Below are 14,757 nucleotides of genomic sequence, written 5' to 3'. Positions count from 1 at the left end.
CCCTGGTAGCTCCGCTACAAGGACCTTCCGGCGCCTTGCGATCGCACGCACCGGACACCGCCCGCTGATCGGACCCCACTTCTGTCCGGAGCTCTTAGCCACGCCTGCGCCGCCGGGACTGCCAGAGCGCCGCCGCCGCGAGGACGGCCACGGCCGCGCAACCCGCGATCAGGCCCACCGAGGGGCCGTCGTCCGTCGTGGGCTGCCCTGTCGCGGCCGCCGTCGCCGTGCTCTTCGGCTTCTCCGGTGCCGACACCTGCTCACCGCAGCCCTGTTGCGGGTATCCGGCGATCGCGCACAGCAGGGCGTTGGTGTCGTACCGCAGCGGCTTGGCCACCGCGGCCAGCGCCTCCGCCGTGCTGGCGTCGGAGGGCACCTGGGCGCAGGCGGTCCGTGCAGCGGGCGGCCGTTCGCCCGAGGGGGCGTCGGCGGGCGTGCCGAAGTCGATGACCAGGGCGACCCGCTTCGAGCCGTCCCGTGCGGGCGTCTTCGCGCAGATCGTCGCGAAGTCGGCCGCGCCGCGCGGGCGGCTGGCGTCCTGGGAGTCCGCGCTCACCGCGAACCGGAAGCCCTGCACGTCACCGTCGTCGGGGCGGGCGGTCGCCGGACCCTGGGTGGCGTAGGTCCAGCCGGTGCCCGTGCGGTCCCAGAAGGACCAGTAGCGGTAGCCGGTGGCCTGCGCCTGGCCGGCGGCTCCCAGCAGCGGGAGCAGCACGGCCGTCAGCAGTGCGGCGGCGGCGCGGCGACGGCTCACGACTGCTTGTTCCTGCTGCGCCCGAAGAGCATGAAGCCGACGGCGGCCACGACGACGAGCAGGATGCCGCCGGCGATCCACACGGTGCTGCCGGAGTCGGAGGAGTCGTCGGCCGCGGCCGTGTCGCCCTTGGCGCCGGCCGAGGACGACGGGGCGGCGGTGGGCACGTACACGGGCCCGGGGCCGGTCGCGTTCAGGAGCGCCACCAGGTCCTGGGAGCCGAAGTGGCGCGGGTCGGCGGAGACGGCGGTCGCGGCGAGGATCAGCTGCGCGTACGCGGCCGGGCCGGCCTGCTGCGCCCACTTGGCGGAGTCGGTCTGGAGCCAGTGCAGGGCGGGGACGGCCATCTCGCTCTGGCCGGCGGTCGCGAGGGCGACGATCGCGTCGGCGGTGTTGCCGTAGTCGGGCTGGTCCTCGGCGCCGGGCAGCGACGACGTCAGATGGCCGCTGCCGGTCAGTTCCCTGGCGAGGTACGTGGTGCCGTTGCGGGCCGCCTGGGTGGCGTCCGTGGCCGGTGCCTTGCAGGTGAGGCCCTCGGAGTCCGGGTTCGCGGCGGCGCCCCCGAGTCCCTTGCCGAGGGCGGCGGTCACGGCCGCCGCGGTGGCGTCCGCGTTGGCGACGAGGGCGCCCTTCTTGTCGGGCTGGTAGGCGAAGGCGCCCGCGCCGTCGCCGGTGCAGGGCAGGGCGAGCTTCAGCAGGGCGTCGTAGGGGGACTTGCCGCCCTTGACGACGCTCTGGGGCTGTTCGCCCGCCGAGGTCAGCGCGCCGACGACGACGGCGGTGGAGTTGGCGTCGCTGGCGCCGCCCGGGGAGTAGCCCCAGCCGCCGTCCGCGTTCTGGACGGACTTCAGCCACGCGACGGACTTGGCGGTGACGGGGGTGTGGTTGCCGAGCGCGGCGAGGGCCTGGACGGCGGCGGCCGTGCTGTTGGTGTCGACCATCAGCTTGGCGTCGCAGGGCTTGGCGGTGTCGGCACGGAAGGCGGCGAACGCGCCGTTGGCGCACTGCTGCCCGGTCAGCCAGGCGATGGCCGAGGAGGCGGGCCGCACGCCCACGGTGTTCTGCGCGAGCAGGGCGAGGGACTGCCGCCAGACACCGTCGTACGTGGGGTCGGTGCGGCCGTAGAGGCCGGCGGGTATCGCCACCGAGGGCGAAGGGGACGGGTCGGCGGCGACGGCGGGCGTGGCGCCGCCGATCACGGCGGCGGCGGCCAGGACCGCGGCGGTGCGGCGGACGTTCATGATCGGCGGATGCCTCTCCCTGTGGGGAGCCGGACAGCACGGGGCACCCCCGGGCGGCTCGGCTCCGTAGACCTCGACGGTGCCGTACACCGGCGGGCCGCCGGTGTGCGCGAGCCGGTCACGTACCGTGCGGGGCGATCCGGCTCGCCACCTCGCGGTGGCTCACGGCTGCGGGTCAGCGCCGGAATTGCACCGGCTTTCCCCCGTACGGGTGTGATGACGACGGCGCCACTCTACCGGCCCGTAGAAACACGCCGTGGGGCGGCTGCACGGCCGGGCGGGAGCGGGTGTCTCGGGGTGCGGGTGCGGTCCGCGCGGCGGCTCACACCGCCACGTACGTCACCGGCTCGGTCCCCGGCACCGCCTCCGCCCGGCCCAGCTTCACCAGGCGCCGCAGATGGGCCTCGGCCTCCGAGACCGCGATGTTCCGTGATCCGTAGGGGATCCGGTCCCAGGGGCGGTTCCACTCCATGCGCTCGGCGAGCTGCCAGGGGGTGAGCGGGTCGGCCAGCAGGCCGAGCAGGCCGTCGAGGCGCTCCTCGTGGTGGGCCAGCAACTCCCGTACGCGCGAGGGCGCGTCGGTGAAGGCGTGCTGATGGGCCGGGAGCACCTCGGCGGTGCCGAGGCGGCCGACGCGTTCGAGGGAGGCGAGGTAGTCGCCGAGCGGGTCGGTGACGGTGGCGTCGTCCGGGTCCTCGTACAGGCCGATGTGCGGGGTGATCCCGGGCAGCAGATGGTCGCCGGAGAACAGCCGTCCGCTGCCCGTGAGCCCGGCGGGATGGCGCTCCTCCAGGTGCAGGCAGACATGGCCGGGGGTGTGTCCCGGGGTCCAGACGGCGCGCAGCCGGCGGCCCGGGAGGCCGAGCAGCTCGCCGGGGACGATCTCCCGGTCGGGCAGGGCGGGGGCGAGGCCGGGCAGGGCGCGCCGGGGCCGGTCGGCGCGCAGCGGGGCGATGTGCTCCTCGGGGGCGCCGGCGGCGGTGAGCTTGTCCGCCATGTACGCGTACCAGCGGCCGGGCCGGGTCTCCCGGGTGCGGCGGACGATGGCGATGTCCGCCGCGTGCATCGCCACCCAGGCGCCGGAGGCCTCGCGGACCCGGCCGGACAGCCCGTGGTGGTCGGGATGGTGATGGGTGATCACCACTCCGTGGACGTCGGCGGCCGAGGTGCCGCACGCCGTGAGCCCCTCGGTGAGCGTGTCCCAGGACGCGGGGTCGTCCCAGCCGGTGTCGATCAGCACCGGGCCGCGGTCGGTGTCGACGACGTACACGAGGGTGTGGCCGAGGGGGTTGTCCGGGATGGGGACCTCGATGGACCGTACGCCGCCGCCGTGGTCGTGCACCTGCGTCATGGACTCTCCGATCGCCGCGTCCCGGTCACTATAACTAGAACAGGTTTCGATGGGAGCCCGGGTCGACCGTCGCGGTGGGCGTCCGGGCCGTGGACTCCTCGGGGCGGAGCTGCTATCAGTTCCGTATCTGATGGATCGTCAGAGTCGTGCCGGGGAGGCAGTCGCCATGACCGAACTCGTGGAACACGGACAGCTGTTCATCGGCGGGGAGTTGGCCGACCCGCTGGGCGAGGAGGTCATCGAGGTGATCTCGCCGCACACCGAGGAAGTCATCGGACGGGTGCCGCACGCCTCGAGGGCCGACGTGGACCGGGCCGTCGCCGCCGCCCGCACGGCGTTCGACGAGGGGCCCTGGCCGCGGATGACGCCCGAAGAGCGGATCGCGGTGGTCTCCAGGATCAAGGACGCGATCGCCGTACGGCACGAGGAGATCGCCCGCGTCATCTCGTCCGAGAACGGCTCGCCGTACTCCTGGAGCGTCCTCGCGCAGGCGCTCGGCGCGATGATGGTCTGGGACGCGGCGATCACCGTCGCCCGGGACTTCGCGTACGAGGAGCGGCGGGCCGGGGTGCTCGGGCCGATCCTGGTGCGCCGCGAGCCCGTCGGGGTGGTCGCGGCCGTCGTCCCCTGGAACGTCCCGCAGTTCGTGGCCGCCGCCAAGCTCGCGCCCGCGCTGCTCACCGGCTGCACCGTGGTGCTCAAGCCGTCGCCGGAGTCGCCGCTGGACGCCTACATCCTCGGCGAGATCGCGCGCGAGGCCGGGCTGCCCGAGGGTGTCCTGTCGATCCTGCCCGCGGACCGCGAGGTCAGCGAGTACCTGGTCGGACACCCCGGCGTCGACAAGGTCTCCTTCACCGGGTCGGTCGCGGCCGGCCGGCGGGTGATGGAGGTGGCCGCGCGCAACCTCAGCCGCGTGACGCTGGAGCTGGGCGGCAAGTCGGCGGCGGTGGTCCTGCCCGACGCGGACCTCGCCACGGCCGTCCCCGGCATCGTCTCGGCGGCCTGGATGAACAACGGGCAGGCCTGTGTGGCCCAGACCCGCATCCTGGTGCCGCGCTCGCGCTACGACGAGTTCGCGGACGCCTTCGCGGCGGCGGCGAGCGCGCTGGTGGTGGGCGACCCGCTGGACCCGGCGACCCAGGTGGGGCCGCTGGTGGCGCGCCGTCAGCAGCAGCGCAGCCTCGACTACATCCGCATCGGCCAGGAGGAGGGCGCGAAGATCCTCACCGGCGGCGGCCGTCCGCCGGGCCTGGAGCGCGGCTGGTACGTCGAGCCGACCCTCTTCGGCGACGTGGACAACGGCATGCGCATCGCCCGCGAGGAGATCTTCGGCCCGGTGATCTGTCTGCTGCCCTACGGCGACGAGTCCGAGGCCGTGAAGATCGCGAACGACTCCGAGTACGGACTGAGCGGCAGCGTGTGGACGGCCGACGTCGAGCACGGCATCGACGTCGCGCGCCGGGTCCGCACGGGCACGTACTCCGTCAACACCTTCAGCCTCGACATGCTCGGCCCGTTCGGCGGCTACAAGAACTCCGGCCTGGGGCGGGAGTTCGGTCCGGAAGGGTACGGCGAGTTCCTCGAACACAAGATGGTCCACCTGCCGGCCGGCTGGGAGGGGTGAGCGATGGGGGCACTTCCCGCGCGAGCGGAGCCGGGCGTGGGGGCGGGGGACCGCTGGCACGTCGAGGTCGACCGCGCCCTGTGCATCGGCTCGGCCCAGTGCCTGCACCACGCCCCGGCCGGCTTCCGGCTCGACGCCGGGCGCCAGTCCCGTCCGGTCGACCCGGACACGGGCGCCAGCGAGCGGGTGCTGGCGGCGGCCGAGGGCTGCCCGGTGGAGGCCATCACGATCACTCTGCTGGGCAGCGGGGAGCCGGTGTTCCCGCCGGAGGACTGAGCCCCTTCCGGCGGCCCGGCAGGAGAGGTTGAGAAAAGTCCCTTTTGGGCTATTGCATTCCGCTCTGGGGGGCTACTCTTGAAAGTGGCCTACGAGGCGAGTGAGGGAGCTCCACCGGAGTAGCCGACTTCCGCGAGACGTCCAGGCAACACGCAGTGGCATCCGCTGGGGCCGACGTCGACGGTCGAGCTGAGAGGCCCGAAGGTGGCTGTTTCACCGGAAGGCGACCTCCAGTACCTGATCCGGACCATGCCGGCGAAGGGAACCCGTCTCGTAGGTTTTTTCCTGCGCGCTTCCTCAGGCGCGCGGCTCCTCCGGCGCGGTGAGGTCGATCAGCCGGCACACCGTCTCGATGTCTATCTTCACCTGGGCGATGGAGGCGCGGCCCGAGAGCCAGGTGATCAGGGCCGAGTGCCAGGTGTGCTCGATGACGCGGACCGCGGACAGCTGCGCGGGCCCGGGGTCCGCCACGCCCATCGCGTCCAGGATGATCATCGTGGTCTGGCGGGAGACCTGGTCCACCTCGGGGGAGACGCTGCGGTCCGCGAAGGTCAGGGCGCGCACCATCGCGTCGGCCAGATGCGGCTCGCGCTGAAGGGCGCGGAAGGCGCGCATCAGCGTCTCCGCGACCCGCTCGGCGGCGGTGTCGCCGGTCGGCGGCTTCTTGCGCAGCGTGCCGTGCATGTGTTCCAGCTGGTCCTGCATGGTGGCGACCAGCAGATGCACCTTGGACGGGAAATACCGGTAGAGGGTGCCGAGCGCGACCTTTGAGGACTCCGCGACCTCGCGCATCTGCACCGCGTCGAAACCGCCCCGGCTGGCGAGCTGCGCGCTCGCGTGCAGAATGCGGCGCCGGCGCGCCGCCTGCCGTTCGGTGAGGGCCGGGAGGGCCGGTCTGTCGGTGCTGGCTTCCACCTTGACCACCTTGGCTTCCGCAGGCATGGATCCCGTTCCGTGACAGTCGGTGAGGGCTGGTGATCAGACAGCATGGCAGAGGCCGTCCGCCGTGGCGTGAATCACCTGATCCACTGCTCACAGCACCCCTACCTGCCGGTAGATTCAGAGCCTCCCGAACGATCAAGTCTGAAACTTGTTCTAGATTAGCGTCCCGGCGTAATCTCGCGGGACAGTGCAGGCAGAAGGGGGCCCGGAGTGACCGCTGAGGCCAGTCAGGCGGGTCCTGGGAAGGACCTCGCCGCGGACGGCGGGCGACCGCTCGACATCGCGCTCCTGACGTACAAGGGAAACCCGTTCTGCGGCGGCCAGGGCGTCTACGTCCGCCACCTCTCCCGTGAGCTGGCCCGCCTCGGTCACCGCGTCGAGGTCATCGGCGCGCAGCCGTACGCCGTCCTCGACACCGACGAGGTGCCCGGCGCCGGTCCCGGCCGGCTGAGCCTGACCGAGCTGCCCAGTCTCGACCTCTACCGCCAGCCCGACCCCTTCCGCACCCCCGGCCGCGACGAGTACCGCGACTGGGTCGACGCGCTGGAGGTCGCCACCATGTGGACCGGCGGCTTCCCGGAGCCGCTGACCTTCTCGCTGCGCGCCCGCCGCCTGCTGCGGGCCCGGCGCGGCGACTTCGACGTCGTGCACGACAACCAGACCCTCGGCTACGGGCTGCTGGGCGACATCGGCGCGCCCCTGGTCACCACCATCCACCACCCGATCACCGTGGACCGGCAGCTGGAACTGGACGCGGCGGACAGCCGGCAGCGCCGCTTCTCGGTGCGCCGCTGGTACGCGTTCACCCGGATGCAGAAGCGCGTGGCGCGCCGCCTGCCGTCGGTGCTCACCGTCTCCGGCTCCTCCCAGCAGGAGATCGTCGACCACCTCGGGGTGCGGCAGGACCGCGTCCACGTCGTCCACATCGGCGCCGACACCGACCTGTTCCGCCCCGACCCGTCGGTGGCGCAGGTGCCGGGCCGCATCGTGACCACCTCCAGCGCGGACGTGCCGCTGAAGGGGCTGGTGTTCCTGGTCGAGGCGCTGGCGAAGGTGCGGACCGAGCACCCGGAGGCCCATCTGGTCGTCGTCGGCAAGCGCGCCGAGGACGGGCCCGTCGCCCAGGCCATCGAGCGGTACGGCCTCGAAGGCTGCGTCGAGTTCGTCAAGGGCATCTCCGACGCGGAACTCGTCGACCTGGTGCGCTCGGCGCAGGTCGCCTGTGTGCCCTCCCTCTACGAAGGCTTCTCCCTCCCGGCCGCCGAGGCCATGGCCACGGGCACTCCGCTGGTCGCCACGACCGGCGGGGCCATCCCCGAGGTCGCGGGACCCGACGGCGAGACCTGTCTGGCGGTGCCGCCCGGCGACGCGGGCGCGCTGGCCGCCGCGCTCAGCCGGCTGCTCGGCGACCCGCGGCTGCGGGACCGGCTCGGCCGTGCGGGCCGCGAGCGGGTCCTGGCCCGCTTCACCTGGGCCCGGGCCGCCGAGGGCACGGTCGCCCACTACCGCGAGGCCATCGCCCGCACCCGGCCGCACCCGCGCGGCGGGGTCCCCGCCGGGGCCGCCCCCGCCACCGCTCCCGAACTCTCGACCTCGACCAGCGTTACCGGCGTCTATCCCGAAAGCAGGGCCACGTGCTGACCGTCGACTTCTCCCGGTTCCCTCTCGCGCCGGGCGACCGAGTCCTGGACCTCGGCTGCGGGGCGGGCCGGCACGCGTTCGAGTGCTACCGGCGCGGCGCGCAGGTCGTGGCACTGGACCAGAACGGCGACGAGATCCGCGAGGTCGCGAAGTGGTTCGCGGCGATGAAGGAGGCAGGCGAGGCCCCGGCCGGCGCCACCGCCACGGCCATGGAGGGCGACGCCCTCGCCCTGCCCTTCCCCGACGAGTCCTTCGACGTCGTGATCATCTCCGAGGTCATGGAGCACATCCCGGACGACAAGGGCGTCCTCGCGGAGATGGTCCGGGTGCTCAAGCCCGGCGGCCGCATCGCGATCACCGTCCCGCGCTACGGCCCGGAGAAGGTCTGCTGGGCCCTGTCCGACGCCTACCACGAGGTCGAGGGCGGCCACATCCGCATCTACAAGGCGGACGAACTCCTCGCGAAGATCCGGCAGGCCGGACTGCGCCCGTACGGCACCCACCACGCGCACGCCCTGCACTCGCCGTACTGGTGGCTGAAGTGCGCGTTCGGCGTCGACAACGACAAGGCGCTGCCGGTGCGGGCGTACCACAAGCTCCTGGTCTGGGACATCATGAAGAAGCCGATGGCCACCCGGGTCGCCGAGCAGGCGCTGAACCCGCTGATCGGCAAGAGCTTCGTGGCGTACGCGACCAAGCCGCACCTGCCCCGGCTCTCCGCCACGCCCGGTACGTCCGAGGCGGACGCCACGTGACCACCCCCCGGACAGAACACCTCGTCCTGCCCGGGGTCCTCACCGCCGAGCAGGCCGCCGCGACCGTACGCGGCATCCTCGACGTGCAGCGGGAGGACGGCGCGATCCCGTGGTTCCGGGGTCACCACCTCGACCCGTGGGACCACACCGAGGCCGCGATGGCGCTGGACGCGGCGGGCGAGCACGCGGCCGCCGAGCGGGCGTACGACTGGCTGGCCCGCCACCAGAACCCGGACGGCTCCTGGTACGCGGCGTACGCGGACGGGGAGCCCGACGACGTCACCGACCGCTCCCGCGAGACGAACTTCGTCGCCTACATAGCCGTCGGTGTCTGGCACCACTACCTCGCCACCGGCGACGACACGTTCCTGGACCGCATGTGGCCGACCGTCGTCGGCGCGGTCGAGTTCGTCCTCGCCCTCCAGCAGCCCGGCGGGCAGATCGGCTGGCGGCGCGACGACGACGGCACGGACACCAAGGACGCGCTGCTGACCGGCAGTTCGTCGATCCACCACGCCCTGCGCTGCGCGCTCGCCATCGCCGAACAGCGCGAAGAGCCGCAGCCTGACTGGGAGTTGGCGGCGGGCGCGCTGCGGCACGCCATCCGGCGCCACCCGGAGCGGTTCCTCGACAAGAACCGCTACTCGATGGACTGGTACTACCCGGTCCTCGGCGGCGCGCTGACCGGGGCCGAGGCCAAGTCCCGTATCGAGGAGTCCTGGGACCGCTTCGTCGTGCCCGGCCTCGGGGTGCGCTGTGTGGTCCCCAACCCCTGGGTGACCGGCGGTGAATCGGCCGAACTCGCCCTCGCGCTCTGGGCGATGGGCGAGTCCGACCGGGCGCTGGAGATACTCCAGTCCATCCAGCACCTGCGGGACGCGGACAGCGGCCTGTACTGGACGGGCTACGTCTTCGACGACGAGGCCGTCTGGCCGCGGGAACTGACCACCTGGACGGCCGGCTCGCTGCTCCTGGCCGTGGCGGCCCTGGGCGGCGACGAGGCCACCTGTGCCGTCTTCGGCGGCGAGTTCCTGCCGAAGGGGCTGGACCCGGACTGCTGCGGATAGGGCCTGCCGCACGGGCCCCGGCGGACCGGCGCCCGCCGGGTCAGTGACGGTGGGCGCGGTTGGCGATGGCGTGGCCGATGAACAGGTACACCACGGCGGCCAGGCCGTAGCCGGCGACGACCCGTGCCCAGGCCTCGTCGAACGTGAACAGGTCACGGGACCAGCCGGCCAGCCAGTTGGCGACGTGGTGGACGAACTGCACCAGGTCGTTGCCCCGGTTGGCGTCCAGCAGATACATGAGGATCCACAGTCCGAGGATGACGGCCATGATGTCGGCGACCACCGCTATGACCGTCCCGGCGGAGTTGGAACCAGTGCGATATCGAGACATGACTGTCGTCTGGCCCCGGATTCCTGATTGAAACCCGGAGAAACATGCGGGGCCCGGGGAGTGCGCGGGGAGTGCCCGGGGAACGTGCGGCGGCTTCCCCCGAGTGGCGTAGCCGACGGCGCGGGGTGAACCTGCTGGGAGACCCCCTCACGTCGGGAGGACTCCGTGCGCGTGCCGATACGCCACCTCGCCGTGGTGCTCACCCTCTGTTGTGCACTGCTCGCCGGCGTCACCGCCTGCGGCGGCGCCGGGGACTCCGCACAGAAGACTGCGACCGCCCCCGCGGCCAGCCCCAGCACCACCGCCGAACGGCAGAAGTTCGCCAAGACCCGGTTCGTGGCCAACGCGGGGCTCGCGGCCGGCGCGACCTACCAGTGGATCGTCGGCCCCTGGAAGGCGGGCAAGTTCGCGAAGGGCGCCACGGGCCGCAAGCTCGCCCTGGTGAAGGCGGGTGTCGCGGGCGCGTTCGCGTACAACCGGCTCAAGGCCGCGATGCGCAACGCCCAGGGCGACCCGCTGCTGGCGAAGGCCGTCGCCCCGCTCGCCGCGAGCGTCGACGCCCTCAAGGACCTGCCGGCCAAGCTGCGCAACGGCGACTCGGCCGACGCGGCCGCGGGCACCTTCGACAGCCTCATCGGCCAGGTCAAGGGCGCCGGCCAGAGCGCGGGCGCCGTGGTGCAGGACCAGGTGCCGTCGGCCGCCCAGCTGTCCGGCGGCTGAGGTTCCGCCGCCCGGACACCGGGCCATCCCGCCACTGTGTGATTCCGCCCGACTCGTCGGCGGACGGTCGGCCGGAAACGGCCCCGGGAATTCCCGGGGCCGCCGCTCCGCGCCTGCGCGGGCCGAAGCCCGCAGGTCCTAGGTGTTGAGTTCGGCGAGGACGCGCAGGGTGTGCGGGTCGCGCACCAGGGCCAGCAGGTCGGTGACCGGGCCTGCGCGCCACGCCTGAAGCCGCTCGGCGACCCGTTCGCGCGGCCCGACCAGGGAGATCTCGTCGGCGAAGGCGTCCGGCACGGCGAGCACGGCCTCCTCCCGCCGCCCGGACAGGAACAGCTCCTGGATGCGCCGCGCCTCCTTCTCGTACCCCATGCGCGCCATGAGGTCGGCGTGGAAGTTGCGGGCCGCGTGCCCCATCCCGCCGATGTAGAAGCCGAGCATGGCCTTGACGGGCAGCAGTCCCGCGGCGACGTCGTCGCAGATCCGCACCTGCGCCATCGGCGCGACCAGGAACTCGCCCCGGCCCGGGGCCCCTTGGCCGACGGACAGACCGGCGACCGCGGGCCCGTACACCTCGGGCCGGCTCGGCGCCCAGTACAGCGGCAGCCAGCCGTCCGCGATCCGCAGCGTCTGCGCCACGTTCTTCGGCCCCTCGGCACCGAGCAGGACGGGCAGGTCCGGGCGCAGGGGATGGGTGATCGGCTTCAGGGCCCGGCCCAGGCCCGTGCCGTCCGGGCCGCGGTAGGGATGGGAGTGGAAGCGTCCGGCCAGCTCCACCGGCCCCGCGCGCCGCAGCACCTGCCGTACGACGTCGACGTACTCCCGGGTCGCGGTCAGCGGCGACTTCGGGAACGGCCGCCCGTACCAGCCCTCGACGACCTGCGGGCCGGACAGGCCGAGGCCCAGCAGCAGCCGCCCGCCGCTGAGATGGTCCAGCGTCAGCGCCTGCATCGCGGTCGTCGTCGGCGGCCGGGCCGCCATCTGCGCAACCGCCGTACCCAGCCGGATCCTTGAGGTCTGCGCGGCGATCCAGGCCAGCGGGGTGAAGGCGTCCGAGCCCCAGGACTCCGCCGTCCACACGGAGTCGTAGCCGAGCCGCTCCGCCTCCCGGGCCAGCGCGACGTGGTCCGGGTCGGGGCCGCGCCCCCAGTAGCCGAGTGCGAGACCGAGTCGCATGCCGCCTCCCGCGTTCTGACGGAGTGTCAGTCAGGGGGTGCGACTCTACGACAACGGCCCCCCGCCCGGAAGGGCGAGGGGCCGGCCGGACTGCCGACGTCAGCCGCGCTGGATCCCGGAGGTGTCCCGCAGCACGCCACGGCGGCCGTCCTGGGTCTGCGCGACCAGGGCCGGACCGTTCTGCTCGACCGCCAGGTACCAGGTGCCCGGGGCGAGTTCGGCGATCGGCGCGGGCGAGCCGTCCTCGGCGAACAGCGGACGCGGCACCGGCACGGCGAACCAGAACGGGGAGAAGTCCCCGGCGGGCTGGGCCGGCTGCGGCGCCGGGGTCTGGGCCTGCGGCTGCTGCGGCTGGCCGGTGTACGGGTGCTGACCGCCGTACTGCGGCTGCTGCGCGCCCGGGTAGCCGTAACCGCCGGACGGCTGGGCGCCGTAGGGCTGCGGGGCCGGCGGGGTGGGAGCCGGGATCAGCGGGGTCTGCAACGCCGGGACCAGCGGGGTGGCGACGGCCGCCCCGGCCATGACCAGCGTGGCCAGCAGGGCCAGGATCAGACCCGTGCCCGCGCTGACGGAACTGCCGGAGTTGTCGCCGCCGCCGGCCGGGTCGAAGACGTTGCCGAGCGCGCTCCACGCGGCGAACACCGTGAAGGCGACACCGAACGGGGCGAGGTCGAGGCCGACGACCTTGGGCGGCTGCGGAAGCCCGCGGGCGACGACGATGAGCGCGGCGCCGATGATGCCCGCCAGCACGACCCCCAGGAGGACCCCGCCGCTGGACCACAGGCTCGGCAGGTTGTAGCTGTCGGGGAGCCCGTCGATCGAGAACAGATCGAAGAACGACGCGATGAACAGCAGTACCGCTGCTCCGATCACCACGCCGTCGCCTCGAGTGAGGGAGCGGATATTCACTTCAGGTCCTTCGTCAGTCGTCACGTCGTCTGTAGAGGTGTCGCTGTCACCATGTCGCCGTCAGGCCCTGGTGTGAAGCGCGGGGGTGACCCCTCATCGTAAGAACGACATTATCGTCCATACGATCGGGCTGTCCGCAGGGAACAGCGCACTGATCGTCACCCGCGCAGGAAACTCACGATTCCCTCAGAGATCCCCAGCGCCGCCTTCTGCCGCCACGCACCGCTGGTCAGCAGCGCCGCGTCCTTGCCGTCGCGCATGTTGCCGCACTCGATGAACACCTTGGGAACCGTTGACAGATTGAGACCGCCGAGGTCCCTGCGGGTGACGAGACCGGTGCCGTCGCCCAGGTAGTTGGCGGGCGCGCTGCCCGTGGCCCGGCGGAAGCCCCCCAGCACGCGCACCCCCAGATCGTGCGAACGGGCGGTGATGGCACGGGTGTCGGCGGCCCCGGCGTGCACGGATGCCGGAAGGATCACATGGAAGCCGCGGTCGCCGGCCGCCGCGCCGTCCGCGTGGATCGAGATCACCGCGTCCGCGTGCGCGGCGTTCCCGATCCGGGCCCGCTCGTCCACGCACGGCCCGAACGCGCGGTCGCCGTCCTGGGTGAACTTCACCGTGGCGCCCTGCGCCTGCAGCAGCGCGCGCAGCCGATGGGCGACGTCGAGCGTGAACCGGGCCTCCGCGTAACCCGAGTTGGTCGACGTCCCGGTCGTGTCGCACTCCTTCCGGTTCGTGCCGATGTCCACCTTGCGGCCGATCTCGGCGGTGTGCCGGAAGTTGTTCGGATTGTGGCCGGGATCGATGACGACGACCTTGCCCTTGAGGGAGCCCGGCACGACGGAGCCCGACGAGGCGGTCGGCTTCCCGCCGCCGGACGCTGCGGGGCCGGTGGAGCCGGATCCGCCCGCCGGAGTACTCACCGCCGCGCTCGCCGGACCGCCCGCGGCGGCCGGGCCGCCGACCGCCGCGTACACCCCCCAGCCGAGCAGCGCTCCCGGCGCCAGCGCGGCGAGCGCCACGACCAGCGGGCGGCGCAGCGGGGAGCGGCGGGGCGGGGCGGGTTCGAACTCCGGGCCTGAATACGACACGACAGCCACCCTAACCGCCCGGCTCCGGCGGCCTCAGCTCCCCGGGCCAGTGCGCCGCAGCACACGCAGCGAGTCGGTCGCCGACACCTCGGTGAACGCGCCGGACTCCAGCGCCCGCAGGTAGACGCGGTACGGCGCCTGGCCGGTGAACTCGTCGGCGGGCTCGGGGAAGACGTCGTGGATCAGCAGCAGGCCGCCCTCGGCGACGTGCGGCGCCCAGCCCTCGTAGTCGGCGCCGGCGTGCTCGTCGGTGTGGCCGCCGTCGATGAAGACGAGCCCGAGGGGCGCCCCCCACAGAGCGGCGACCTGCGGGGAACGCCCGACCACCGCCACCACGTGGTCCTCCAGACCGGCCCGGTGCAGGGTGCGCCGGAAGGTGGGCAGGGTGTCCATCAGGCCGATCTCCGGGTCGACCGTCTGCGGGTCGTGGTAGTCCCAGCCCGGCTGCTGCTCCTCGCTGCCCCGGTGGTGGTCGACCGTGATCGCGGTGACCCCGGACGCGCGGGCCGCGTCGGCGAGCAGGACCGTGGAGCGGCCGCAGTACGTGCCGACCTCCAGCAGCGGCAGCCCCAGCGCGCCCGCCTCGGCGGCCGCCGCGTACAGCGCCAGCCCCTCGTGCACGGGCATGAACCCCTTCGCGGCCTCGAACGCGGCCAGGATCTCGGGCTTGGGTGCTGCGGGCATGGCGGTCCTTTTCGGTCGTACGGGTGCTCGGGGCCCGGTGCTGTCGGGCGCCGAGGTCCGGTGCCTTCGGGCGCCGGGGCCCAGGGCGGTTCCTGGCCCCGGGGCCTGCGGGCTCCGGCGGTGCGGCCCGCCGGGTCCCCCGGGCGGGGCTCCGGGCGCTCATCGTGCCGCACCCCCCGGCGCCGGCGGCGACGGGGG

The 14,757-nt window shown here is 73.2% G+C and carries 15 protein-coding genes; 6 read left to right on the top strand and 9 right to left on the bottom strand.

Translation table 11 applies throughout. The annotated features are described in order from the left end of the window. Window positions 1-94 precede the first annotated feature (94 nt). From ABT085_RS32775 to ABT085_RS32765, 3 genes are all read right to left on the bottom strand, one after another. Window positions 95-754, bottom strand: coding sequence for an SCO2322 family protein (locus ABT085_RS32775; protein ID WP_351616201.1), 660 nt, complete (start codon window positions 752-754; stop codon window positions 95-97). Then, on the bottom strand, window positions 751-1,995 hold the full coding sequence (locus ABT085_RS32770; protein ID WP_351616198.1) for an SCO2321 family membrane protein: 1,245 nt from the start codon (window positions 1,993-1,995) through the stop codon (window positions 751-753). Before ABT085_RS32770 ends, ABT085_RS32775 begins: the two co-directional genes overlap by 4 nt. Window positions 1,996-2,317: 322 nt before the next feature. Next, the gene (locus ABT085_RS32765) at window positions 2,318-3,346 is read right to left on the bottom strand and encodes a Strvi_7410 family MBL fold metallo-hydrolase (protein ID WP_351616195.1); all 1,029 of its coding nucleotides are present in this window, start codon (window positions 3,344-3,346) and stop codon (window positions 2,318-2,320) included. Between the two features lie 166 nt (window positions 3,347-3,512). Between ABT085_RS32765 and ABT085_RS32760 the strand changes: the two genes are divergently transcribed. Together ABT085_RS32760 and ABT085_RS32755 are read left to right on the top strand one after the other, a co-directional pair. Continuing rightward, window positions 3,513-4,970 carry an aldehyde dehydrogenase gene (locus ABT085_RS32760; protein WP_351616192.1) on the top strand — a complete coding sequence of 486 codons (1,458 nt, stop codon included), beginning with the start codon at window positions 3,513-3,515 and terminating at the stop codon, window positions 4,968-4,970. Between the two features lie 3 nt (window positions 4,971-4,973). After that, window positions 4,974-5,246 (top strand): ferredoxin, encoded by a 273-nt coding sequence (locus ABT085_RS32755; protein ID WP_351616189.1) that lies wholly within the window; start codon window positions 4,974-4,976, stop codon window positions 5,244-5,246. Between the two features lie 297 nt (window positions 5,247-5,543). Here the strand turns inward: ABT085_RS32755 and ABT085_RS32750 are convergent, their stop codons facing one another. After that, window positions 5,544-6,188: a TetR family transcriptional regulator gene (locus tag ABT085_RS32750; protein ID WP_351616187.1), complete on the bottom strand. Its 645-nt coding sequence runs from the start codon at window positions 6,186-6,188 to the stop codon at window positions 5,544-5,546. Window positions 6,189-6,398: 210 nt separating this feature from the next. Between ABT085_RS32750 and ABT085_RS32745 the strand changes: the two genes are divergently transcribed. Genes ABT085_RS32745 through ABT085_RS32735 form a run of 3 tightly spaced genes read left to right on the top strand, consistent with a single transcriptional unit; the run spans window position 6,399 to window position 9,651 of the window. Next, on the top strand, window positions 6,399-7,829 hold the full coding sequence (locus ABT085_RS32745; protein WP_351616184.1) for a glycosyltransferase family 4 protein: 1,431 nt from the start codon (window positions 6,399-6,401) through the stop codon (window positions 7,827-7,829). Next, window positions 7,823-8,584, top strand: a complete 762-nt coding sequence (locus ABT085_RS32740) for a class I SAM-dependent methyltransferase (protein ID WP_351616181.1) — start codon at window positions 7,823-7,825, stop codon at window positions 8,582-8,584. The genes ABT085_RS32745 and ABT085_RS32740 overlap by 7 nt, the downstream gene beginning before the upstream one ends. Continuing rightward, on the top strand, window positions 8,581-9,651 hold the full coding sequence (locus tag ABT085_RS32735; RefSeq protein WP_351616178.1) for a prenyltransferase/squalene oxidase repeat-containing protein: 1,071 nt from the start codon (window positions 8,581-8,583) through the stop codon (window positions 9,649-9,651). The genes ABT085_RS32740 and ABT085_RS32735 overlap by 4 nt, the downstream gene beginning before the upstream one ends. Window positions 9,652-9,691: 40 nt before the next feature. Here ABT085_RS32735 and ABT085_RS32730 read toward each other — a convergent pair whose 3' ends face one another. Continuing rightward, window positions 9,692-9,982, bottom strand: coding sequence for a hypothetical protein (locus ABT085_RS32730; RefSeq protein ID WP_351616176.1), 291 nt, complete (start codon window positions 9,980-9,982; stop codon window positions 9,692-9,694). Between the two features lie 165 nt (window positions 9,983-10,147). On the opposite strand from ABT085_RS32730, the gene ABT085_RS32725 reads away from it, so the two are divergent. Then, the gene (locus tag ABT085_RS32725) at window positions 10,148-10,702 is read left to right on the top strand and encodes a hypothetical protein (RefSeq protein WP_351616173.1); all 555 of its coding nucleotides are present in this window, start codon (window positions 10,148-10,150) and stop codon (window positions 10,700-10,702) included. A 138-nt stretch (window positions 10,703-10,840) separates the two neighbouring features. Here ABT085_RS32725 and ABT085_RS32720 read toward each other — a convergent pair whose 3' ends face one another. The 4 genes from ABT085_RS32720 to ABT085_RS32705 all read right to left on the bottom strand — a co-directional run bounded on the left by ABT085_RS32720 (window position 10,841) and on the right by ABT085_RS32705 (window position 14,559). Continuing rightward, window positions 10,841-11,875, bottom strand: a complete 1,035-nt coding sequence (locus tag ABT085_RS32720) for an LLM class F420-dependent oxidoreductase (RefSeq protein WP_351616167.1) — start codon at window positions 11,873-11,875, stop codon at window positions 10,841-10,843. Between the two features lie 99 nt (window positions 11,876-11,974). Beyond that, window positions 11,975-12,784, bottom strand: a complete 810-nt coding sequence (locus ABT085_RS32715; protein ID WP_351616164.1) for a DUF5336 domain-containing protein — start codon at window positions 12,782-12,784, stop codon at window positions 11,975-11,977. A gap of 158 nt (window positions 12,785-12,942) precedes the next feature. Further along, the gene (locus tag ABT085_RS32710) at window positions 12,943-13,875 is read right to left on the bottom strand and encodes an N-acetylmuramoyl-L-alanine amidase (RefSeq protein WP_351616162.1); all 933 of its coding nucleotides are present in this window, start codon (window positions 13,873-13,875) and stop codon (window positions 12,943-12,945) included. 33 nt (window positions 13,876-13,908) lie between these two features. Then, complete coding sequence (locus ABT085_RS32705; RefSeq protein WP_351616159.1) at window positions 13,909-14,559, bottom strand: class I SAM-dependent methyltransferase; 651 nt, start codon at window positions 14,557-14,559, stop codon at window positions 13,909-13,911. Between the last annotated feature and the right edge of the window lie 198 nt (window positions 14,560-14,757).

Origin of the sequence: Streptomyces sp. NPDC002265 (assembly GCF_040296125.1) — a bacterium.
Taxonomy (GTDB): domain Bacteria; phylum Actinomycetota; class Actinomycetes; order Streptomycetales; family Streptomycetaceae; genus Streptomyces.
This window is presented reverse-complemented; position numbering and strand designations above follow the sequence as displayed.